This window comes from Blastococcus sp. SYSU DS0616, assembly GCF_054051015.1.
In genome coordinates this window covers 45,392-68,601 of record NZ_JBJHAJ010000002.1, presented here as the reverse complement: position 1 = coordinate 68,601, position 23,210 = coordinate 45,392, and the positions used below count along the sequence as shown (strand labels likewise).

General features: G+C 66.1%; 17 protein-coding genes. 7 read left to right on the top strand and 10 right to left on the bottom strand.

Going from position 1 to position 23,210, the window contains the following annotated elements; genetic code table 11:
- Positions 1-39 precede the first annotated feature (39 nt).
- From ACI79K_RS01920 to ACI79K_RS01910, 3 genes are all read right to left on the bottom strand, one after another.
- Positions 40-1,521, bottom strand: coding sequence for a glycosyltransferase family 2 protein (locus ACI79K_RS01920; RefSeq protein WP_456598821.1), 1,482 nt, complete (start codon positions 1,519-1,521; stop codon positions 40-42).
- Complete coding sequence (locus ACI79K_RS01915) at positions 1,518-2,144, bottom strand: hypothetical protein (protein WP_456590368.1); 627 nt, start codon at positions 2,142-2,144, stop codon at positions 1,518-1,520. The genes ACI79K_RS01920 and ACI79K_RS01915 overlap by 4 nt, the downstream gene beginning before the upstream one ends.
- 200 nt (positions 2,145-2,344) lie before the next feature.
- Positions 2,345-3,316, bottom strand: coding sequence for a quinone oxidoreductase family protein (locus tag ACI79K_RS01910; protein WP_456598820.1), 972 nt, complete (start codon positions 3,314-3,316; stop codon positions 2,345-2,347).
- A 122-nt stretch (positions 3,317-3,438) separates the two neighbouring features.
- Here ACI79K_RS01910 and ACI79K_RS01905 point away from each other — a divergent pair, with 122 nt between their 5' ends.
- From ACI79K_RS01905 to ACI79K_RS01895, 3 genes are all read left to right on the top strand, one after another.
- Positions 3,439-4,455: a DUF4238 domain-containing protein gene (locus ACI79K_RS01905; protein WP_456598819.1), complete on the top strand. Its 1,017-nt coding sequence runs from the start codon at positions 3,439-3,441 to the stop codon at positions 4,453-4,455.
- Between the two features lie 240 nt (positions 4,456-4,695).
- Positions 4,696-5,448 carry a PD-(D/E)XK nuclease domain-containing protein gene (locus ACI79K_RS01900; RefSeq protein ID WP_456598818.1) on the top strand — a complete coding sequence of 251 codons (753 nt, stop codon included), beginning with the start codon at positions 4,696-4,698 and terminating at the stop codon, positions 5,446-5,448.
- 1,532 nt (positions 5,449-6,980) lie between these two features.
- On the top strand, positions 6,981-8,237 hold the full coding sequence (locus ACI79K_RS01895; protein WP_456598817.1) for an endonuclease domain-containing protein: 1,257 nt from the start codon (positions 6,981-6,983) through the stop codon (positions 8,235-8,237).
- Positions 8,238-8,340: 103 nt separating this feature from the next.
- Here the strand turns inward: ACI79K_RS01895 and ACI79K_RS01890 are convergent, their stop codons facing one another.
- The gene (locus tag ACI79K_RS01890) at positions 8,341-8,604 is read right to left on the bottom strand and encodes a helix-turn-helix domain-containing protein (RefSeq protein WP_456598816.1); all 264 of its coding nucleotides are present in this window, start codon (positions 8,602-8,604) and stop codon (positions 8,341-8,343) included.
- 290 nt (positions 8,605-8,894) lie between these two features.
- On the opposite strand from ACI79K_RS01890, the gene ACI79K_RS01885 reads away from it, so the two are divergent.
- The 3 genes from ACI79K_RS01885 (at position 8,895) to ACI79K_RS01875 (ending at position 14,186) form a co-directional block, all read left to right on the top strand.
- Positions 8,895-10,352, top strand: coding sequence for a recombinase family protein (locus ACI79K_RS01885; protein ID WP_456598815.1), 1,458 nt, complete (start codon positions 8,895-8,897; stop codon positions 10,350-10,352).
- Positions 10,353-12,389: 2,037 nt separating this feature from the next.
- Entirely contained in the window at positions 12,390-13,601 is a 1,212-nt protein-coding gene (locus ACI79K_RS01880) for a hypothetical protein (protein ID WP_456598814.1), read from the top strand.
- Between the two features lie 81 nt (positions 13,602-13,682).
- Positions 13,683-14,186 (top strand): hypothetical protein, encoded by a 504-nt coding sequence (locus tag ACI79K_RS01875; RefSeq protein WP_456598813.1) that lies wholly within the window; start codon positions 13,683-13,685, stop codon positions 14,184-14,186.
- Between the two features lie 900 nt (positions 14,187-15,086).
- Here ACI79K_RS01875 and ACI79K_RS01870 read toward each other — a convergent pair.
- The 5 genes from ACI79K_RS01870 to ACI79K_RS01850 form a co-directional block, all read right to left on the bottom strand.
- Positions 15,087-15,308, bottom strand: a complete 222-nt coding sequence (locus tag ACI79K_RS01870; RefSeq protein ID WP_456598812.1) for a hypothetical protein — start codon at positions 15,306-15,308, stop codon at positions 15,087-15,089.
- The gene (locus ACI79K_RS01865) at positions 15,308-15,664 is read right to left on the bottom strand and encodes a hypothetical protein (RefSeq protein ID WP_456598811.1); all 357 of its coding nucleotides are present in this window, start codon (positions 15,662-15,664) and stop codon (positions 15,308-15,310) included. The genes ACI79K_RS01870 and ACI79K_RS01865 overlap by 1 nt, the downstream gene beginning before the upstream one ends.
- 501 nt (positions 15,665-16,165) lie before the next feature.
- Entirely contained in the window at positions 16,166-16,432 is a 267-nt protein-coding gene (locus ACI79K_RS01860; RefSeq protein WP_456598810.1) for a WXG100 family type VII secretion target, read from the bottom strand.
- Positions 16,433-16,442: 10 nt separating this feature from the next.
- Positions 16,443-20,123, bottom strand: a complete 3,681-nt coding sequence (locus tag ACI79K_RS01855; protein ID WP_456598809.1) for an FtsK/SpoIIIE domain-containing protein — start codon at positions 20,121-20,123, stop codon at positions 16,443-16,445.
- A 243-nt stretch (positions 20,124-20,366) separates the two neighbouring features.
- Positions 20,367-21,389, bottom strand: coding sequence for a hypothetical protein (locus ACI79K_RS01850; RefSeq protein WP_456598808.1), 1,023 nt, complete (start codon positions 21,387-21,389; stop codon positions 20,367-20,369).
- Between the two features lie 356 nt (positions 21,390-21,745).
- Here ACI79K_RS01850 and ACI79K_RS01845 point away from each other — a divergent pair, with 356 nt between their 5' ends.
- Positions 21,746-22,012, top strand: a complete 267-nt coding sequence (locus ACI79K_RS01845) for a hypothetical protein (RefSeq protein WP_456598807.1) — start codon at positions 21,746-21,748, stop codon at positions 22,010-22,012.
- Between the two features lie 621 nt (positions 22,013-22,633).
- On the opposite strand, the gene ACI79K_RS01840 is transcribed toward ACI79K_RS01845, so the two are convergent.
- A complete protein-coding gene (locus ACI79K_RS01840) occupies positions 22,634-22,984 on the bottom strand; it encodes a hypothetical protein (RefSeq protein ID WP_456598806.1) in 351 nt (116 codons plus the stop codon).
- Positions 22,985-23,210 lie beyond the last annotated feature (226 nt).

The window sequence follows — 23,210 nt, the reverse complement described above, 5'->3', positions numbered from 1 at the left end:
CGTCCCGACGCGCTGCCCGCGCGGGGACGGGGCGCTCCCTCAGACCGAGAAGCCCCGCTGGCGGCGGACCAGCTTCTTCAGCATGAACAGCGTCTGCAGGACCGTCACCAGGTAGAGGACGGGCCAGCCGATCGAGAGGATCGCCGACTGGACGGCGATGCTCTGCTGGCTCCAGGCGAAGATCAGGACGGCGAACGTGGCCGCCGCGCACAGCGCCGGCATCACGTAGGCGGATCCGCGGCCGCGCTCGGCGGCGGCCTGGGCGGCCCAGTTGTCCTTCTCCACGCGGGCGAAGAACTGCACCCACGCGCTCATGAAGTGGCCCATGCGGATCCACATGTACAGCTCGGCGGGGGCGAACAGCAGCGCGTAGAAGATGTCCGAGGCGCTCTTGTCGTGCATGGAAGCGGCGATCCGCAGGTTCAGCAAGGTTGCGACGATCGGCGGGATCAGCCACACCGGGTTGAACACGAACGCGTCGATCGACAGCGCCGCCGCGAGCAGCAGCAGGAACGACATGCGGGTGCCGATGTTGAACACCATCGAGACGTTCTCGTACCAGCGCAGCCGCAGGTTCGGGTGCAGCGGCTGCCCCTTGGTGTCGCCCCGCTGACCGGGCCACAGCAGGTCGATGCCACCGAAGTTCCACTTCACCTGCTGACCGTGCAGCGCCCGCAGCGTGGTCATCGGCCCGACGAACGCCCGGGCGTGCGCGCTGATCTTGGTGCTGAAGCCGGCGTCCTTGATCTGCAGCGACAGCTTGGAGTCCTCGACCTCCGAGTCGCGCACCCAGGGTGCGGCCTGGTGGTTGCGGTACATGACCGTCTCGAGGGCGCGGACGCTGAAGAGGCTGCACTGCCCGCCGAGGACGGCCATGTTCCGGCCGCGGACCAGGTTGTCCATGTTGAAGCCGGCGAACTGGGCGCGCTGGCCGGCGACCAGGAAGCGCGCCATCGCGCCCTTCACCCGGGACTTGTCGAAGGTGTAGATCGCCGACAGCCCACCGATGCGCGGGTCGGTGACCATCTCCTTCTCCAGCCACTCCACGCACCGGCGGTCCAGTGTGGTGTCGCCGTCGACGCCGAGGATGTAGTCGTGGCCGCGGCTGACGTAGTAGCCGTAGTTGAGGGCGCCGACCTTCTTGTCGGGGTTCTCGCCGATGTCGTGCACGTGCACGACGGTGTGGAAGGCCTCGCCCTTCACCACCCTCAGGTGCTCGCCGGCGTACTCCCGGGCGATCTCGGGGGTGTCGTCGTCGGTGTTGTTGATGATGACGTGGATGGCGTCCGGCGGCCGGGTCTGCGACAGCAGCGAGGTGAGGACGTCGGAGATCGTCGCCTCTTCGTTGTAGGCCGGGATGATGCAGCTGATGGTGGCGTGCCGGCGCTCGTGGTGGGCCTGGCCGCCGCCGAACTCGTCGGGCACGAGCGAGCTGACGTCGACGATCTCCTGACCGCTGCGGGCCAGCAGGTGGACGCGGTCGGTGGCACGGCGCATGCCGTGCAGGACCACCTCGGTCACAGCGAGTCCTCCTCGAGTAGCGGGAGCTCGAGCTGGTCGAGCACGGTCTGGCGGAAGTAACGCCCGGAGTCGGGCGTGGTCTCGACCAGCAGGTCGAACTGGACGGAGAGGGTCACGGTCGTCGCCGTGGCCGAGACGTCGGGCAGCGTGAAGGCGGTGGCGTAGGTGAACGGCGGTGTCAGGGCGAACTCGCCGCGGTCCTCGGCGGCCACGGTGCGCTGGATGCCGTCGTCGGTGGTCGCCGCGAAGCGGGTGACCAGCACGGTCACCGTGGTGCTGCCGCCCTCGACGTGCGCGGCCAGCTGCACGGTCTTCGCATCCGAGGCGGTCCAGGACGCCGCGTCCTGCTCGGTCCAGTAGTCGATGACGACTGTCCGGTCGCCGGCGGCGACGGTGTGCGTCACCGAGCCGGTGTCCAGGTCGCCGGCGGGGCGCACGTGCTCCTGCGGCTCGGCGGCCTCGGTGCCGTCGTCCACCGCGGGCGTCGCCACCGCGGCGGCGTCCCCTCCGGAGAGGCCCGGGCTCATCGAGACGTCGGGGAAGGTGCACCCCGTCGTCCCGGCCAGCAGCGCGATGGTCACGCCGGTCGCGGCGGCGCCGGACCGGAGCGTGCGTCGTCCCATGGTTTCCCCCCGTGGTCAGTCGGATGACCGCGCGGAGGGTCGATCGGTGGCGCTCGTCCCCCCGGCTGCGTCCGTCACGGACAGTAGGGAGCGAAACCGGGAGGAGAGCCGCTCGTGCCCGAAAGGACGAACGGCGTCCGCCCTCCGGGTGATGCTGGGTCACCCTCCCGGTGGAAACGCCGGGAGGGTGACCGGCCGGTTCAGCGGGAGGGGTCGAGGACGAGCTTGCCGGTGGTGCGGCGGGCGAGCAGGTCCTGGTGCGCCTCGCGGACGGCGGACAGCGGGTAGCGCCCGCCGACCACCGGCTTCAGCGAACCGTCGGCCGTCATGGCCAGCAGGTCGTTCATCGCGGCGTCGAGCATCTGCGGGCGCGCCATGCAGTGGGCCAGCCAGAAGCCGATGACCGCGCGGCTCTTCTGCATCAGCGCGCCGGGGGGCACCACGGGCGTCTCCTGCCGGGCGGCCATGCCGTAGGTGACCAGCCGGCCGAACGGCGCCAGGGCCGACAGCGAGCCGGTGAACACGTTGCCGCCGGTCATCTCGAGCACGATGTCGACCGGCCTGCCGCCGTTGGCCTCGCGCAGCGCGCCGGTGAACTGCTTGGGGTCGTCGTCGGCGAGGGCCGGGTCGACGGTGGCGTGCGCGCCGAGCTCCTCGGCGAGCTGCCGCTTCTCCGCGCTGGAGGCGGTAGCGATCACCCGGCCGGCGCCCCACCGGCGGGCGAGCTGGACGGCGAGCGAGCCGACGCCGCCGGCGCCGGCGATGACGACGACGGACTCGCCCTCGGCCAGGTGCGCGCTGGTGCGCAGCAGATGCCAGGCGGTCGTCCCCTGGAGGACGAGAGAGAGCGCCTGCTCGTCGCTGACGGCGTCGGGCACGGGCCAGGTGAGGACGTCGTTCGCCACGGCCTTCTCGGCGTAACCGCCGCCGTCGAGCAGCCCGACCACCCGCTGCCCGCCCCCGACCGGGGTGCCGACGAACTCCGCGCCCGGCACCAGCGGCAGCTGCTGGGCGGCCAGGTAGGAGTTCTCGATCTGGTGGGTGTCTGCAAAGTTAACTCCTGCGGAGCTGACCTCATAGAGCTGCTGACCAGGCCCCGGGACGGGGTCAGGCAGGTCGACGACATCGAGGACTTCGGGCCCGCCGAAGCGGGTGATCTGGACAGCGCGCATGCAAACGAACGCTAGGGGACGACCCCGACGCAGCGGTACGCGGTCGACCTTGGGCTTCCGCTCTGGCAGTGAAGGCTGCGGGAGCCAGCCGGCTTGTCGGTAGTGCGCGAGACGATCGGTGCATGGGAGAGAAGGGCCGCCCGGTGGCCAGGCGTCATCACACCGTTCCCCGCTTCTACTTGCGGGGGTTCGCGGAGCACGAGCGTGTTGTGACGGTGCGGCTGCCCGGCGAGCAGCGCTTCCCTCAGTCCATCAACGACGCCTCCGTTGCCAAGAACTTCTATGCCGTAGCAGGGCACGAGGATGGCGACGACGTCATCGAGAAAGGCCTCTCCGAGGTCGAGGGCGCGACCGCCGAGGTCTTCAAGAAGATTGGCAATGGAACGTGGCCTCTGTTGCTCCAGGACCGCATGGCCCTCGGGTACTTCGTCGCGCTGCAGGCAACCCGCCTGCCAGCGCAGCGTCGGACGATGGATCACATCACCCGACAGGTGCTTCGCCTCGAGGTAGGGGCGGGCGGCAAGCCCGGGCTCCGTCGGAGACTTGAGCAGCGGGGCAGTGAGGTAACCGACGAGCTCGTCGAGACGCTCTGGAAACAGGCGACCCGTCCGGAGGGGCCGCCGATCGAGCGCCCCAATGTCGAGCACATCAAGCAGATGATCGAACTCGCAGACGAGCTCCATAAGTACATCGTCGGTCGGCCGTGGACGCTCGTGCAGTTCGTCCGGCGCTCGCTCATCACCTCAGACGCGCCGGTTGGCCTGGTTCCGGATCCGCAGGACGAGCCCTGGGCGGGGGTGGGCTACATGACGGCCTGGGGCATCACTTTCCCGCTCACTCGCAAGTTAGGGCTACTCATGGGCTCGCCTGAGCCACTCATCGAGCTGGATATCCCGGTTCAGCGGACGCACGAGGGAGCGACCGATACGACGCGGGCTGGCACGACTCAACTGGAGAGGTTCTTCAACCACCACACGGTCATGAACGCGAGCGAGTGGCTATTTCACCACCCGGAGGACCGAGAGTTCGTACCTGAGCAGCTGCCTGAGCCAAGTCCTGTGAACGTGGACATGTCTGGCATGGACCACGTTTTCGACGGCGAGCCCTGGTTCGCAGCATTACCGAGAGACGCCTTGTGAGTCAGAGGTGTGCATGCCGCTGGCGGCGAGGTCATTTTCAGGTGATGTCGGCATGCCGGGTGTCCCGCAGGCCGCAGTCCTACGCCGGCAGGCCGGCGGCGACGTGACGGCCGGAGCCGACCGTGTGCCATACCTACAGGTCATGGGTCGGCTCAGTCCGGGATTAGGTCGGGCGAGAGCGCTGGAAACCTCTCGTTGTGATCAGCAGTGACCCGCCGACCTTGCAGCGATACTGACTCGGTGACTGACGACGTGGAGCGCAGGTTGGCAGGCTGTCTTCGCATGGCCGAGGCACTGCTTGAAGGCATGGACGCGGCGACGCGGACGTCTGACCCCAAGGACGTGTGGCGGTTCTCGAGCTACCGAGAATACATGCGGAAATACAATCAGGTCTTGGATGCAGTTGTGGCGGTTGAAGCTGTCGATGCGCCCGTGGATCGGTACAACCTCGATGTGGTTCGCACGAATATGGACACTCTTGCTATGCAGCAGCAGGCATACTTCGAGAGCGTTCGGGGCAATCTGCTCATACTTCGCGCCTATCTGCACAACCGAGTGAACCCCCGGTCTGAACGAGTGTCGGAGATAGCCGACTTTCTACAGGCGAACCTTCGGCGCGCCACGCTGCGGGCACCTGAACGGGAGCGCGATGTCCAGGATGTAATCGAGCAGCTATTTATTGGTCGCGGCCTTGAGAAGGGCTCCGACTATGACCGCGAGGTCGGTCGCGTCAAAGTGTCAACGAAAGAGGTAATTCCGGACTTTGTCTTGCTGAAACTTGAGACCGCAATCGAGGTGAAGCTCGCGAAAGATCCTGGCAGACTCTCCAGTATCGTTGATGAAATCAATGCTGACATACAGGCGTACGGAATCGCCTACCCTGCAACGGTGTTCGTCGTGTACGACGCAGGTGGTGCGATCCGTGACGAGGCAGAGTTTAGGCGCGATCTCGAAGCGGTCGACGGCGTGAAGGTTGTGGTTGTGAAGCACTAGAAGGCCGGCTCCTCGCGCCAAGCAGTGGGCTCCACTCGAAATCGTTCGGGACGCTCACAACGGAGGAACCGGCCGGGCCGCTTCACAGTCTCCGCTGAGCACCCCGTCGGTGGTGGGGGTCGACGAAGTTGACTCATGCCATGTGCACTTCGTAGCGCTGTCGATCCTCAGGTCAGTCAGGTGGACGATGTCGGGGACCTCGCGACCGTCGAAGGAGGCGTTCTGCATTGCGCGCATTCTCAGGCGGCTAGGGGGGCGGCCGTCGCTGGAATTGGCCACGGGGAGCGACTACGGTCCGGATCGGACGGAGCCGGATGACAGACGGCTCCGCGCTCACCCAGGGATGACAGGTCCTTGGGCCAGCGGGCCCGGCCCGCTCCGGCCTCACTAGTTGGAGCCGGAGCGGAGCCCCCCGGGCGTCGGCCGACAACGGGGAGTCCCAGTTACTGCGGTCCGCCCTGGCCTCATTCGCATCCGCTCTCTGAGGTCCGTACCTCGTGGCCGGCGGCGTCGAGCCGCGCACCGTCCCTTTGCATCCCTGGCCGTGGCCCCTGAGCCTGGCGCGCAGCAACTCGTGATCGGGCCGCTGTTCGGCAGGAGCCGGGGCGGGATGGCTCATGGTGACCGGCGGCGGGTCCCGGGGGTCGGCGGGGCGAACGGATCTACTGGCTGTGCATACAGCGATGTGCGAGTGCCAACCGAGCGCCTCGGTGGCGCGATCCAACCGGGGAACGGTAGGGCGAACGCATCAACGGACGCCTGAGGCGCCCCGTCGTCCGGCTCCTTCCGGGTGGTCCGAGCGCCTGCGGAGGCTTTTGGGTCGCTGGCGTACTCCCGGAGGGGAACGATCTCGCAGTCAGCCCAGGACGGCTCAGGTGCACTCGGCCGATTCCTTCGCCTGCTGCGGTAGGCCTGTAGGTCCACCACTTTCGCGCGAGAGCCGTGGACCTCGTCGGCATGTCTGTCCCTCATGGCGGTGGATCGTGGCCAAGGGGTCTGACACTTCGATGCTTCGCCATCGATGGGCGGCGGGCGCGCGGTCCACCGTCGTTGGCGACGCCAGTCCTGGCGTAGGCCGCTGTCCGTCGACGGGTCGACGGCTAGGCCGGCGCTACTCCTCGCGAACCCAAGCCATGTGGGGCCGAGGAGTGATGCCCCTCGTTGGCCATGGCGCGTGCGCATCAGGCGGATCAGCGGATCGGTATGTCGGACGAGGTTCCCGTCCATCTTCAGCGTTTCGTCCACCTTCGCGAAGGATTCCCAAGCCCTCAACTTGTGGGTCGCGGACGGCGATCGCTTGACGGTGGCCGCAGGCCGCGTAGCGAGCCTCCCTCAAGCAACATCTGCGAACAGCAATCTCGCTGCCGCATTCGCTCGCCGCTTCGTGGCTATCCGTCCGGACTTTGGACGGGTGGACCACCTGTCGGACTGACGCGCGAACCTCTGTTCGTGAACGCGTCGGTGCAACCCGCACCGATTGCTCAAGTCGTCGAATCGTCATCGCGTGACGATTCAGTTCGTCAGGAGAAGGCATGAAAAGCAAGACGAAGAGCGAGCCCCTCCTCCGCGCTGAGGCAGCGGCTCGGCTCCGGAAGCGTCAGAACGGCCTGTGCGCGGTTCCCAAGTGCGGTCGGCCGCTCCCGAGCCAGGACCGCTGGACCTCGTCGCCGGAGGGCGCCCTGGTCGGGCTGGTCTGTTACGGGCACTCGCTGGTCCGCATGAGTGCTCGGGCGCTTGACGCCAACTGGCTCAGGCTGTGGAGTAATCCACCCGCTGCGGGGCTCGTCATCTTGCCGCCGGGCGCCCGCAACTGGAAGCGTCCGTGGTCGGAAGGTGCGCCGGATCTCACGGTCGACCTGGCCGCTGACGCGTCGTTCGATCCTCCCCGGACGTGGTCCTACTCCGGCACTCCGGTCGAGGTCCTGTTCGAACTGCAAGAGCGTCGGTGTGCGATCTGCCTGAACCCCCTCGCCTTTTGGACCGGCCGCAATGGGTACACCGCCGGCGTGCACGTAGACCACCACTACGTGTGGACCGATCAGGCGTGGGTTCCAGTGATTCGCGGGCTCCTCTGCGCCCGCTGCAACACCAACCTGGGTCGGACGAGCCTCCTCGACCACTGGTGGGGGCCGGTCCTCCAGCGCCGCCAGGCCTACCTGGAAAACCCACCCGCGCAACAGTGGGACCTCACCAGCGATCTCATCTACGGGCGCGGGCGTCCACCAGCCAGGGTCGGCGACTGGTCTGAGACAGAGATGAGTGCCGTGACCGACGTCCTGCTCGCCATCGCAGGTCAGGACCAGGACAAGATTGACGTCGCCGTCAACCGTGACTGGTTCGACTGGTACTACGCAGGTACGGCAGTCCACGCACTCCTCGTCGAGCAGGCCGGTGTCTGCGCAGTCAGCGAGCAGGATCTCAATCCGCCGCGCCGCTTCAACGGACGTCCGACTGTGAACGCCGCCACCCTCGATCACGGAGGGCCCGACCGGAGGCGCGGTCCTCTGCGTGGGCTGATCACCCCGACGTGGAACGGGCGTCTTCGCGAAAGCGGTAGCGGGGAGACGCGGTGGGACCAGGCCAGGCCTTATCTGGATGATCCGCCGGCACAGCGGTCGCCGTACACGAACGGGCTCTGCTACTCCGCGGCCAGCAATGCATGGTTGGTGCCCGACGCCCGTCCGCAGGCACCCGGCCTGAGCCCGGAAGAGGTGGTGGACTCAGTTCGTCAGACGCGCGCCCAGGAGGCTCGCTGGCGTCCGAACCTGTGGGGCGTCGACGCTCAGTAATGCGATGCCCAGCCCGCGCCGCTGGGTTCGCGCCGCCTTGCCCTCTGCTCCGCTCGGTGCAGAGGGCAAGGCTTGCTGGATCCCTCCGCCCGCCTTTCAACCTTTACGGATTGGGCGCGCGTCTCGCGTCCTCGGGATCGCATGCCAGCAGCGCATGAAGGGGTACCTCCAGGGCATCGCTGATGCTCCAGAGGCTGTCGACGGAAGGGGAGTAGGCCCCCGTCTCGACCCGGCTCACGGACTTGCGCTCGATGCCGGCTCTGTCGGCCAGTTGTTCCTGACTTAGGCCCAGCGACTGCCTGCGCGTCCGGATCGCCTGGCCCAGTGCCTTTCGTCTGGCAGTCCGAACGTCGTCGGCGGTAGACACCTGACGATCTTGAGGGCCACATATCAGCCTGTCTGTACCAAACTTGGTACAGTTGACCCGGTGTGATGAGGGACCGGTACCAGCGCCGGCCCACGACACACCGAAGGCCACCGCTGGAGACCTGCGAGGAAGGGGAGTCTCGTGTGCTTCACAAAGTGGACCTGAGAGATGGAGCGCCCAAGCGGGCGGGAGTCAGGCCTCCAGAAGGTCTATAAAGCCCGAGGCCAATTCGACCGATGACCATCTGAAACGTTCGTCAATGCGAGATGTGGGAACCGAAGGAGGAAGCCGTGCGCGCGTTGGTATATGTGCGCCTCTCGTCCTTCGCAGGCGAACGGGACACGAGCACCAGCCCGGAGCGGCAGGAAGAGGCATGCCGAAACTACGCGCAGGCGCATGGGTGGACCGTCGGTGAGGTCATCTCCGACCTCGACGTCTCGGGTAGCGACAAGGGTCTGCGACTGGATCGACCCGGGCTGCGCAAGGTCCGTGAGCGCTGGGCTGACGTTGACGTCCTCCTCTTCGCCAAACTGGACCGCATTGCCCGCAATGTCGCCGACTGGAACAGCCTCAGGGAAGAAGCCCAGCAACACGGCGTCGCACTGGTCAGCATCGGCGAGAGCCTTGACCTCACGACACCCAACGGCGTCTTCGTAGCGAACGTGCTCCAGTCCTTCGCGCAGTTGGAGGCCGCGGTCATCAGTTCCCGCACCAGGGAGGCTGTGGCTTACATGGCGCGCGAAGGGCGGCACCGCGGCGGGTTGCCGGCGTTCGGCTGGACGGCTGGGCCGCACCCGGGGCAGCGCGGCTACCGACTGGTGCTTCACCCCGAGCGGTCGGTGGTTCTGCGCGCGATCATCGGGCGCGTCCTCGCGGGGGAGTCAACCTGGAACATCGTCGACGACCTCAATCGGCGAGGGGTGGAGAGCCCAGAGGGCAAGGGGTGGGCGCCGGACACACTTCGGAAACTGCTGCGACGACCCATCCTGCGCGGCATGCAGATGCACCGGCGCCAACTCGTCCGTGGGGACGACGGCTTGCCGATCCGGCCGCACGAGCCGCTGATCGACGACGACACATGGCACGCGCTCCAGGCGGAGTTGGACCGTCGAGGCACCACGGGCGGCAACAACGCATCGGTGCCGTACCTCCTGCGAGGCCTTGTCTTCTGCGACCTATGCGGTGTGCGGATGAACCGGCAGTCGCAGGCAGGTAAGCCGTCGGTCATGGTCTGCGGCCGACGGTCCCGCACAGGGGAGAGGTGTCCCGGTGTCGCAGTCGGGCGTCTCCGCTTGGAGTCGCTCGTGACCGAGCGGTTCTTGGCCATCTTCGGTGACCTGCCGGTGACCGAGGAGGAGTCCGTCGAGTCTCCGCGCGGCAACCTTCGCGAGGTCGAGGAGGCGCTGGCCGCGGTGATGGAGCAGATGACCACCGTCGAGCCGGGGACAGACGAGGACGAGATCCTGCAGGAGCAGCGGAAGGCTCTCTTTCGGGAGAGGCAGCGATTGCGTGCCTTGCCGAGTGCGCCGGCCGTGCGCATCCGGCAGACGGGGGAGACCTTCGCAGAGGTGTGGGAGCGCTCCGATCTCTTGGAACGGAACCGGCTGCTGACCAGTCAGGTGGCGGAGGTTCGGATCAGGAAGGGGTTACGCGGCCGGCACGGTCTCGACCCCAACCGCGTCGTCATCCAGTGGAAGGGCGTCCTCGCTGAGACCGCGGGCACGGAGGAAATCATTCCAGTCGGTTGACACGCGTCCGTCCGCGAAGACCACCTCGGTGATCAAGCGCGGATCGGGGTCACGGACGATCCGGATAGTGGGAACGCCGACCTCGTCGGTTTCCCTAATCTTCCGCTGCTGTGCTGACATCTCGTATCGTCTCCAAGGGCAATTTCGTGTATGGGCCCTTGCAATCGGTCGAGCCAATTGCCGATAGGACGTGTAGGTCCTCCCTCGTTCGAGTGACTTTTCTGGGGCGGCGGTTCCCAAATCCACCACGCCCGACCGTCCCTCGCTGGTCGCTGGCGGGGGCCTTATGGAATCGACTCGACCCAGGCGAGAGCCTTATGGAGCGGGATGGTGTGCGCGCCGTTCGTCACGTCGTCAGCCAGTCCCTCGCACCACACTGTCCGGCCGGCCGTGGTCTAGAGAGGCGCCCGGCACACGTAAAGCGCACCTGAAGACCGGCCGGCCGGATGTCACGTGGAGGCCTGGGCGGCACGCGGCGGTCTCGACGGCGATCGCGGCCAAAGCCGTCGATCGCCGTCGAGACCGCAGGTCGCCGTGAGAGCCGACGGGCGAGCGCCGCGCCCCCAGGACGACTCCCTCAACTGGTTGCGGCGGCCAATGACGGGTCGCGCCTCCCGGCGCCCCGGTCGGCCTGCGCCGTTCGGGAACCTACGGTTCCCGGAGCCCTCACCTCTGCGGCAGAAGCCTGGCGCCGCCCCCTTCGGGCTGTGCCCCGTTCTCGAGCACCCGTCCGGACGGGTGTGGCCCCGGCGATCCAGGGGCTCCCGTCAACGAGTCCAAGAGCGGGACGCGCAACGGTCGCCGCGCTGACCTCCCCGCCCAGGCCCGCAAGAAGTGGGTCTGCCTTCGCGACAAACGAGCATCGACCGGATGCCCACGGCGAGTTTCGGCGACCGAGCGGAACCCCGATCGCTTCGTCCACAGACGTAGACACCGGCCGCCATACAGAGGACCGGATGCGGAGTCCAGTCGAACCTAGGACCGGAGTGAGACCGGGACCAGGTGGTTGTCGGGCGGCCGCGCAACGCGCCGAGCCTCTACGAGTCCGGTGCGGTTTCTGGGCCTTCGGCCCGTCGGGGGAAGAACAAGGAGCAGCGCGATCCGCGCAGCGGGTTGCGCTGTTGAGCGCGAGCGCAGCGAGCACCGGTCGAGCGAAGCGAGCGCAGTAGTGGTGAGAAGTCACGCGTCGACTTGTAGCGCGAGAGGGGAGGGACGCTGCGCCCGCGAGCGGCAACAGAACGGTCGACCCTCGTCCCACCGTCTCCGCATGAGTCAGGGGCCCGGGGAGGGGCTGCTCTCCTCGACCTGGGGAGGGGGAACCCCCTCCCATCACGGTGTTGGGGGTACCCCGACCACGGTCGCCGGGGGTACCGGGTACCCCGGTGGCGCATAGGGAGGGAACCTCCTCGCGCACGAGGGAAGAGGGGTATCCAGGTCGTGCGTCGGCGGGGAACCTCCTCGCGAACGGGGGATGGCGATCCTCTGCCGAAGGGGACGTAGGCGCGATCCGAAGGAATGTGGAACGCGCACGGAGGGAGGGGGCGGGGGAGTCCTCCGCTCAACCGGTGGGCTACCCGGCGCACCGGGACCCGCGTCGCCTTCGTGGCGGATCGGTCTCGCGAGGCCGAGGGCGCACGACCGCATGCGATGGGAGCGCAGCGACCGGGCAGCGGGGAGTGCGGCAAGGCCGTCCCAGCCACTCGGTCCGATCGCAGATGCAGCGAAAGTCCGGTGGACCGCCCGACCGGAGCATCAGTTCGCACTTCGTGGAGGTCGCGAATCGCGCCTTCAGCCGACGGTGTACGGGCGCAATGCTGTAGGTGCCGAATGCCGCCGTGACCTGCGAATTCAAGCATCCCAGGCCCTGACGCCCGCAGTTGCACCCGAGCAACCGCTTGCGTGAGGCCCTGCGTGAGGGGCTTTGGCCTTGCTTGGTGATTTGCGAATCCCGTTGAAAGCAAGTTCTTGTGCAACCTCAAGTGGGGCGTCCGCAGCGTCGAGACATCCGAGCGAAGTCGCCTACCCGAGGAGCCCTCGATGACCATCCCCGCCCACGCTGAGGACGACAGCCCTTTCGCTCACTCCGCCCAGAGCATCGACATCTTCACGGGCCTACCCGAAGTCACCCCTGCCAGTACGCACACGGACCCCCGGGGGACGCGGAAGGGACGACGGACGCGGGGTCCCTCCCTCCTGACCGGCCGGAACCGGGTACTGGTCACGTGGCTGTGCCGCGTGCGCTATGCGACGCGCGCGCAGATTCAGGAGCGCTGCTACCCCCTCGACCAGATGCCCACCCGCCAGGCCGTGGCAGCGCGCCTCGCTTCGTTGCAGGCAGGGGGGTGGCTCGCGAAGCACCCCGGCATCGGGGGGTACCCGATCTACCAGCCCACCCTCCGGGCCTACAACGAGGTGGGGGAGGGCACCCGCTACCTCCCTTCTCCATCCATGGGAACAATGGAGCACACCTTGCGCCTGACGGATCTCATCGTCGAACTGGAGACCGGTCGCCAGGAACTTCCCGCCGGCTACCCCACGTCGGTGACCGTGCTGACGGAGCGGGAGATCACTGCAGAAGACAAGGCCCCACCGAAGATGCGTTACCCCGCCGGCGACCGAACCGACGCAGGGGAGTACCAGCCGGTGTACGGCTACCTCTCCGACGACGGGACGCGTCGAGGCTTCCCGGACGCCTTGGTCCTGCCGATCGACCCGACGGAATGGGAGATGGGGCAGCCATACGCTGACGCCATCGCCGTCGAGTACGAGCGCAGCGAGAAGCCCCTCGCCGAGTACAGGGCCATTATCCGTGCGTACGTCGACACCACTCGGCGCACCGCACCCCCGGAGGCCGCGGCTGCTGCACGGCGGACCCTCGCGGGACTGAACCTGCCGCAGATCGAGGCCCTACCGGTGATCTCGGTGCCTCGAGGCGGCCGCTACCGGCACGTCCTCTACGTCTGCGAGAGCGCACGAATCAAGACCCTGGTGGAGACCGCAGCGCGTGATCTTCGGGTTGGGGATTTCGTCCTGACGATGCTCGCACCGCCCGCGCGGTTCAACAGATCGCCCGAGCGCACCACCCGACCATGGCCTGCGCGAACGTGTCGTCGGGTCGGGGCGCCGGTCGACGTCCAGTTGATGCGCCTGCCCAAGTCCTCTCTGGTCGACTTCGTCGTCTCAATGGGCCTCGGCGAAGCGGCGCTAGAGGCGTTGATTGCCGCGGACCTTCCCGGCACCGAAGTCTGACCACCTCCTCGCGCTGTCGGAGGGCCTGACGGGGTCAGTCGTACACCCCCTCGTCGAACTGGACGAAGTGTCGGAGGGGCGATGGAAGATCCGGACATGGCTAACTCGAGCCTGATCCAGTGGACGCCGGGACCCGTGGTGATGCTCTGGGATATGGACAACGTCCTGACGGGCCGCCAGGACGTGCCCGGATTGGCTCGACTGCTGGGCGACTTCGGCAGCCCAGAGGTCCGACGCGTCGCAGCGGGACACTTCGTCACCTGCAGAGCCCATGGGGCGACCGCAAGGAAGAGGGGCTTCGAGGTACTGAACGGAGGTCGTAGACCGCAGGGCGCAGACCGCCAGCTGCTGCGCCACGCCTCCAGGCAGGCGAAGCGGGGCGCCCGGCATTTCTGGGTGGTCAGCAACGACGGCGGCTTCTCGCGTGTTGCTGACGCTGGCTACCTCACGGTCCTCACACTCGACGAGACGCGCGTGAGCACGCGACTTCGCGCGGCCGCACTGACCGTCATCTCACTTAGGCGGTCGGCGGGAGAGTGGCGAATCCAGTACAGGGACGGTGCCCCCTTCACTCCCGCCGTGTAGTTCAACTGCGCCTGCCCACCGCGGTGACGAGTGTGCCGAGGAGCGCCGGGGCTCGTGACGAGTTGTCCGGCTTGCCCCCGTCCTCCTCGGCAAGTGAGCGGCTGAGTTCGGGACGGTCACGATGACGTCCTCGACTCGTTGTCTGTCGCATCCGGGTTAGGTCTGCGTCTGGCTACCAGCGCCGAGTCAGCGTCAAGCACCGAGCAAGTGACGATCACGACGCCCCGTCACTCAGACCTGTGAGCCTTCGACGTCACAGGCGGGACACCGCGCGCAGGGCGTCGGCCAGTCGTTCCGGAGTCGCCGGACGCCGACCTGCTCCGCTTCATGGGCGACGACGCGGCCACGGACGTCGACGACCGGCGGCCCGATCCAGAGCGGGAGATGCGGAGTACCCGTTCCGCTGTCTCGCCGCCCGAGTCGTCACGAACTGTGGGATTGAGGTGCAGCGCGCAGCCCGCAGATCCATGCGCCTGCCAGCGGACATTCCGGTGAGGACGATCAAGGCTCCGCGATCGCCGACCGCGGAGCCCTTCCTGCGTCCGAGGGGCGACACGCTACATACGCACACGGCTTCTTCTGAGCTGAGCCGGATCGCCGTTCGCGCTGTCGAGCCGGCGCTGAACGGTCGGGCGACGCGAACGAGTTCACCGGACAGGCGGACAGCGACGCGTGGCCGACAGCGTCATCGCGTGCGAGCCATGCGATGTCAGCGACACCCCGCCGCGACGTCGGAGGCGTCGCGGTCGTCGGTTCGGCACGACGGCGGCAACGAGCAGGCCGGCCAACGTCGACGTCGTGCTAGGCAACGTTCCGCAGGACGCCTTGACCGCCCGGCCGGCGACTGCACCGGGCTGGGCAGTGGTACGACGATCCGCCTCAAGGGCTGGCACAGCAGTCTCACTTTTCCAAAGAGCCAAGTGCAGCTGCCAATTCCTGAGCGAGGAAGGCCAGTTCATCGGCCAGTTTCCTGCCGGAGGACACGATCACGTCCGCGTGACGTTGGTCGAACGACTGACGCGTGGCATCACTCCACTGCGGCCGGGTCGAGGCAAGGGTGCGCTCAAGCGTCCGGATGGCTTCCTGTGCTTGAGTCGCCCGGGAACCAAGGGACTGCGCCATCAGCGCACCTCCCCGGGAAGGTGCTTGATGCCCAACTCCCTGGCGATCAGGAGACGGTGCCGCCCGTTGATGATGTTGAGCGACCCATCGCCGCGGCGCTCAGCGCGGATACGATCGCTGCCAAGAAACATGTCGAAGACATCGGCGGTTCGGCGCAATGGTCGGGCATTCGACAGCATATCGCGCTCCGCGTAGTAATCCCGCGTCTTGCCGCTGGCGACTCCGGGTCCTACAGTGTCGTTCCACGTCTGGACGGCCCAGCGGTAGTCCGCTCGACTTAGACCGCCCTTGCCGAATCCTCCTTGTGTACCGTGGTCGTCTAAGATTGGATTCTCCTCGAGGTCGGCAGCGCTCACGTCAAGGCTCGAAAGCGCGCTGCTTTTGATGGAGCCACCTAGCGACTGTGGTGGACTTGCCGGCCTTGAATCGCCTCCGCCGAAGGACCCACCACCGACGCGGTAGCCTTCGAGGGCTCTATTCATCGCTGCAAGTTGTGAGCGGGCGCCCGCCACCTGCGAGGTGGTGGACGTCGTGTAGCTCTTACCCAATCTTGCTACCGCAGCTTGGACGTCCTTGACTCGAACGCTTGCTCGCCTCGCTTGTTCGCTTGCTTCTTGAGCACGAATGAGCTTGGCCTGTATTCCACGCCTTGCTTCGGGCGACGCTGACTCCAGGAATGCCGAAAGCGCCGCTACTTCGTTCGCACGCTTGCGCACGGCACTCTCTACTTCGTCACATGCGGCACGAGCCACGCTCTGGGCCCGGGCGAGGAGACCTGCGACGTCTGTCGACCACTTCTCGAGGGCCTGGTCGACCAAGGCGATGGCCTCATCGCGCGTACGAACCTCGGCCATACGTCAGCGCCCGCGGTACTGCTCCAGCGCAGCCGCCTTCTTCTGCAAGACGGGTGCGTACTGGCCCCTGAGCTTGTCGGTGAACTGGCTGAGTGACTTTACGGTTTGTTTGAAGTCTTGCTCGAACTTCTGGCGTTCGGAGTCCTGCCAGCCGGAACTCTCAAGGGCGCGCGAGAGTCCTCGAGCCACCTCTTGCAACTGGTCCGCCGACTTGGTCAGCGACTTTGCCAACTGCTTCAGCTTCTCTGGGTCAGCATGAACCTCTGGCATGGCTCGATCCTCATTCACTCGAGGCGGCTGCAACGATTTGCGTGACCCATTCCCGCGAAGGGGGGGCGTAGGCGGTCACTCTAGTCAAGACTCCTATGTCCTCATTTGAGATCAACAACTGGCTCTCGCGAAGGTCGAAGGCTTGCCCCGTGCCGATAAAGGTCTGTGAATCATCTCTACTCATCTTTCCAGCGACGCGCCAGCCGAGTTCACGCATCATGCGAGGTGTAAGCCGCCGGTGTGCTCCGGCCACACTGTCTGCCCATAGCCACACGTGCACCCCGACTTCCGGGCCGTCACGCATCACTCGCTCCAACTTCTCAACGAGGTCGCCATCCACGTCGAGACTGCCCATCTCGGCGTCCAAGTCTCGGGCCCGGTGGACGCCGAAGAGGAAGAGCAGTTTGGCGGGTCGGCCAGAATCGTCCTGGTTAACGCGGTCCTCAACCTCAGCGAGGTATGCGTCCAGAACATCAGGAAACGCTCGCCGCCTCTTGAGCGTGATGCGTTGAACGTCCAGCAGAGGCTCCAGCAGGTCGTCCAAGCCATCGTCGTTGGACATGAAGTCGATGACATCGACCGTCGAGTTGGTCATGGCAGCCGATGCCACCGCAGCGGCAAGGAGTCCGTAGGCCGGTCCTCTTGGCTCGATGCCGGTGTTCTCGTTGTCACCACTTCGCACGATGCTCAGGACATTCGCTCCGCCCTCACGAGAGAGGACCAGATCGCCGATGTCGCCGACAGTCATGGGCGCACCAGAACGGATTCGGACGGGGTAGCTGCCGGAGGCGGTGAGTTCCTCGCGGAACTGAAGGGCGTTCTGGGTGTCCAAGGGGATCAAGGCGTTGCCCTCGAAAACCATCGGCACGCGGCTGAAGCCTGCCTCGTTGGCCATGTCTCGCATTACCTGGAGGCGCGCCACGCGCTCCGCTTCCTCGAGCAGCGCGCCTTTGAATCGCTCGTTGGCTTCGACCAGGCCACCCGCGGCGTTCAAGATGCCCTCGCCGCGTGTTGCGAGGAAGTCGCCTGCGTTGTTCGTGTCGCCGAGAACCTTGCGTGCATCGGACTCGGCTGCAGGCAGCAGGATGCGGACGGGGAGAAGCTGTGGGACGTGCGCTCCAAGAGCATCCAATCCAGCGAGACTCTGTGACCCAAGCAGAACGTGGACACCGAAGCCGCGCCCCTGCCGGATAATCGACTCGAGTAGGTCGGCCGCCGCCAGGCCGACCTTGTCATTGCGAGCGAACAGCACCTGAAACTCGTCGAAGACCAGCAGGATGCGTGGCAGCTTTTCGCCAGTTGCCTCCCTGAGACCCTGCATACCGACTTGGCGTCCACCAGTTGCCCGGAGAATCGCGGCGCGTTGAGCGATCTCTGCTTGCAAAGACTCCAACACGCTCAGCCCGAATTCGCGGTCAGATTCAATCGCGATGACCTTCGCGTGGGGCAGGTTCTCCTCGGCGTATGACTTGAACTCGACGCCCTCTTTGAAGTCGATCAGGTAGAGCTCTACCTCGGCCGGCCCGTATAGAGTCGTCAGGCCACCGATGTAGGCGTGGAGCAGCGTGGACTTTCCGGAACCGGGCCTACCCACCAGCAGCGCGCCTGCGTGGTCACTTGAGTCGAACCCAAGAACTGCGACGTCACGCGCTCCTTTCTGTCCGATAGGAGCGAAGAGGCCACGGGTGCTGTCATCGCGCCACCACGTCTTCGGGTCTGTAGCCTTCACGTGAGTTGCTGCGGTACCCAGCTCAGGCCGGAGGCCACGCGCCGCGACGGTGCTGTACATCCCCAGCACCTTGTCGAACTTGACTGCTGCTTCAGTGCGGTTGATGCTGGCTCGACCAACACTGTCGATTACGCGCTTCGCGGCGGCGCTCTGCTCGGGCAGTACGTCATGCTCGAAGGAGGTTTCGAGTTGATAGCCATTGATCGTGTCTGAGAACCCACCCTGGAGGTTGAGTTTCCGCATCGAGGTCGCGAGCTGCTCCACATTGGCTCCATAGGGAGCTTGGGCGCTCGAGTCTGCTGCTATCCACGTGAAGACGCCGCAGCGTGGGCCGTTCTCAACGATGCTCTTCAACCGGGCCGTGGACTCGGCGGTGAGGCCAGTTGGGGCGTCGAAGAGAACCAACACTCGGTACGGCTCCGCTACCTCACCGGCAGCATCGTTGAAATCGTCAATGGTCTGGTAGGTCGTGCGCAGGTACTTCTGGATGACGCGCTCGATGTGTGAACTCAGCTCGATCAAGCGAGCGTCGAGGTCCTGAGGCGACGACCAGACCTTTCCGCTGATGAGGTCGGCGTCGTACTCCGCGAGGTCGAGCAGGTCGCCAGCCGAATGTCCGAGACCGATGGGGTCGAAGATGCAGAACCTGACCTCGCCCGGTGAAACGGAGAGCAGTTGACGAAGCATCATCGAACGCATGAAGCCGTGGGCGGCAGCTCGGCCCAGCGCATCGTGCATCAGGTACCAGCTGTCGTGGAGCGCAAAGCCCCAGGGCACGCGCAGTTCCGTCCCGAAGCGTGCGTTCGAGCCGAGGTGATCATCCGGCTCCGGGATCAGGACGCCACCGTAGGCAAGCCGCAGACCGAGGCTTGTTCCGTCCTCAAGGCTCCACGAGTTCCAAGCGGCGTCCGACCACGGTTGCATGATGGTCGGGAGATCCATTGCCGAGCGTGCCGCCAGTGACACCACAGGGTCGAAGGAGTTTTTTGCCTGCTCCGCACCAGCACGTGCTTCACGCTCACGCGCTTGCTCAGCCTCGGCGACCTCGGCCCTTGCTGTGTCGATCGCGTCCGCGAGTGCGTCCAATCGTGTCGCCACACGTCCGAGTGCGTCACTGCCTCTCCTCCGGAGGCCACCTCCGAAGGTCTTGTTCTCCGCCTGCTGCAGCGAGGAGCGTGCTTCCTCGAGGTCTGTGTCGAAGGCTTGTGCCTGCGCGGGCGAGAGCGTCCACGGCCCGTTCTGCGCGGACTTCGAACTGAGCCATGCCTTCGGATCAGACGACGGGATGGGCGTCCGCGGCTGTTGGTTCCCGCCACGGTCGATTTGTTCCTTGAACCGGCCAGAGACGGTGGTGAAGCGCTCCCAGACATCGCTCTCAGCGGTCTTGAGCGCCGCGAGCCGCGCCTGAGCGCCTTGAATCTTGAGGGTGGCTGCAATCCACTGCCGGCCGAGTGCCTTCCGCTCGGTAGCGAGCGCGTTGTAGACGCCGCAAACGTTCGACCACAACTCACCGACGCTCGTGCCCTGGGTTCCAGCAGTCGGAGCGTCCTCTTCGTTGCCGAGCGCCTCGAGCAGACTCGCGGCTCGGTCGTCTCCAAGCTCTTGAGCCCGCGTGAACGCAGCTTTGGAACCGGCCAAGTCGCCAAGTTGGTACAGCGAGATTCCCAGCTCGTAGGCGCACGCCGCGTGCCCCAGGTTCGAGCCGCTCCGGTAGGCCTCCACTGCTGCCGACCAGTTCTCGTCCTGTTGGTGAATCTTTCCAATGCCCCAGAACCCGGCTGGGTCACCGTCATCAGCAGCACGCCGAAGATGTATCAACGCCTCCTCGGTCTGCCCGTCCTGGGCAAGCATCAGCCCAAGGTTGAGAGACGCGATGGTGCTGCCTAAGTCGATGGAACGGAGATACGCCGCTTTAGCTCCGCTCTTGTCACCAAGATCGCTCAAGAGGTTGCCCAGGCTCATCGCAGCTTCACGATGCCCCCGGGCCTCGGCGCGTTCGTACGCAACCCGCGCGGGGTCCGTTTGCCCGCGTTGCCGGAGAGCGTTGCCAAGAAGTACAGCCGCTTCCGCGTCCCCGAGTTCGTCTGCTTTGCGGTATGCCTCTAGCTCCCCGTCGGCATCACCGGACGCGGCGCAGGCTGACGCCCATCGAAGCAGCTCATCTACGCTCACGGGCGAACTCCATCCGGCTCAGTGGGGGATTGACTAGTGGCCAGACCCCTCGAGCACGGAGATCACCCGCTCGTTCTCAGTCCAGAACGAGTCCCTCGTGAGGCCGTAGTCGGTGTAGATGAAGACGCCGTGGCTGATCACGTAGCTGAACACCTCACTGTCGACCCCGTTTGAGGCGGCCCAGTTGCTGATCTTCATGACGTCGGCGTCGTCCCCAGGGAGCAGGAATACCAAGTCCCTCCACTGAGCTGCAGCTGCGGCGGTCTTCGCACGAAGCGCAGCGAGCGGAGCGCCAAGCTCCTTCTCCATCTGGACAGCCATCGTGCGGAAGTTTTCCCTCGAGATGGGATGCTGCCGCACACCATTCACGTACTCGGCGTCGGCCATCCCGAATGCTCGCTCGACCTTCTCCGCCTGCTCGAAGCACTGCTGGTACTGGTCCATCATCTCCCCAAGCGCACTGTGCAGGGAGTGCAGCATCTCCCAGCGCAATCTGTCGTCCGGGTCCTCGAAGTCCGGAGGGGGACCCTGGGTGGCACCGAAGCTAGGGCCAGAGGCTTCAACCAAGCTCTGAGGCGTGCCGAAGGCCTGCTGCGGCTGCAACTGACCCCGCAGGAAGGCTGACATGAGCTGGCCGAATGCCTCACCCTCAGGACTGCCGAGCTGAAGGTTGTCGGGAGCACCCCAGAACATGAAGCCGTCGAGGTTCTGCGGCGGACCGAAGAGGATCTGAAACCAGCCGGACCGCTGAGTCTGCAACTCGGCGCGGGAAACGTCTCGGCGAGCCACCTTCACTTCGCGCTCGTCGGGGTAGGCCATGGCCAGGACATTTCCCTGGCCGAAAAGGATCACAGGCGCGGCGTTGACTGTTACACCGCCGCCCAGCCGTCCCAGGCCGATGGTTGCGTCCGAGATACGCAGGACAACTTCGCAATTGCGCGGGTTGATACCGGCCTGACTGATCGGGTAGGCCCACTCTGGATCCTGCAGGAGAGCCTCAAGCCCGTAGCCAGTGAAGCTCGCCAGCTTCGGCTTCTTGTTACCGAATAACCCCATCCTGCGTACCCCTGTCTACGCAATCGGCGGTCTGCTGCCCGCCGCGGAACCGGAGCCTAGCGCGACGGGCATCACGCTGGCCGCCTGATCGGCGTCGCGTTTGTCTGCCGAAAGTCTCCCGTGGCTCGCCGGTGCAGGCTCCGTCGTCGCTCGCTGCACCGGCACGCACCTGACCGCGGCAGAAGACCTCTGTGGCGTCGCGGGAGGGAGGATTACGGGAGGCCTGAGCGACACGGTTGGCGCATGAAGACCGCAACCCCGCGTCGGAATCTGAGGACCGGGCGGGCGAACCGCAGTCGCCGCCGTTGGCGTCGTTGGTGATCGCCAGCCCCGTGCGTCCCCAGGGGGACCGGCCGATGAGGGTCGAGGCGATGCGCGCCGCCGTCATCGCGATCCGCGCGGGGATCTTCGACGACGTCAACAACGACGTCCCCTACTCTGGCCAGGCGCCCGGTGCCGCGGTCGCCGGCCGCACCTACCGGTCAGCTGCTGGTAGGGCCCCCTGGGCGACAGGCGATGCCAGCCCAGTCGTCCTGGTGGTGGCCTGTCACGCCGGGGCCGGCGCCTCGACGGTCGCGTTGGCGGTCGCCGAAGTGCTGGCGGTGAGCCGGCGGTCCAGCTGATCGACTACGCCGAACCGGTCCGGTCGGGCTGATGACGGCCTCGACCATCGAACTGGGCACGGACGGCGCCGGGTGGTGACACGGCCGGCGCGGCCGACTGGACGTGGTCCGCCTCGCCCGCTCAGGCGACGGCGAGCTCCCGCCGCCACCGGAGACCGACGACACCCATCGGCTGCTGGTGGTCGATGCGGGCTGGTCGCTGACCACCGCGCACGTGGATACCTCATCCAGGGCGCGAACGTCGTCGTCACCCGGGTGACGGTTCCCGCGGTCCCTCAGACCGAGCACGTGCTGGCCGCCGTCGACGGCGAGCCGGTGGTCGCCGCGGTCGGCCCGGCGCGATGGCCGCGGGCGGGTGGAGGCCAGCTGCGGACCACTGCATACAACGAGGATGACGTCCACGCGGCGGCCAGCGTGCGGCGATTCCTGCATTAGCCCAGCCATGAGCAACTCCCTGCGAAGACAGAGCGCTTAGCGAACGGAGCACAACTTCTACGACTGTTTTCGATTGACGCGCTACTCGGCCAGAAGCTAATGCACTACGTGTACGAGCTTCTCGATCCAACGCTCAGTCCTCATCAGGTCTTCTACGTTGGCGAAGGCGTTGGGGGTCGCGTTCTCTCACACCTCGTCGATCCCGCGGGCTATCCAATGAAGCCCGAACTCCTGCCGTCCGCGAATGAGGACGAGCGTCAAGCCAGACTCGCCCGTATTCGAAAGATCCGTGGCGCCAAGTTGGAGCCAGGCGTACGCATTGCGGTATACGGATTGCCCGACAAAGAGGCCGCCCGTAACGTGGAAGCGGCTCTCATTGCTACGTATAAGCGGGCTGGCATCAAGTTGACGAATAGGAACCGAGGATTCGGAGTGGATCGGATCGGTCGAGACCTCGCTCTTCTCAGAGCCGAGTTGGGGGCTGCCGACATCGAGGTAGCAGAGCAGGGCATCTTGGTCCCCTGTCAGTTCGTGCACAAGCCGCTGCCAGCGGGGGTCGTGCCGTGGGAGGCCAGTGAACGACTCCGCCGGTACAACTCACAACGCGCATGACACTTGGGCGTAAGGGCCCAGCCGGCTCTGCGTCAAAAGCTGCGAGCGGGGGATGACGTACTGCTATTCGCCGTCAGCTCTGAGGGCATTTGCATGGGGGCGTGGCCGATCATCCGCTACGACGACAACGGGAAGATGTTCGTGCTGTCGC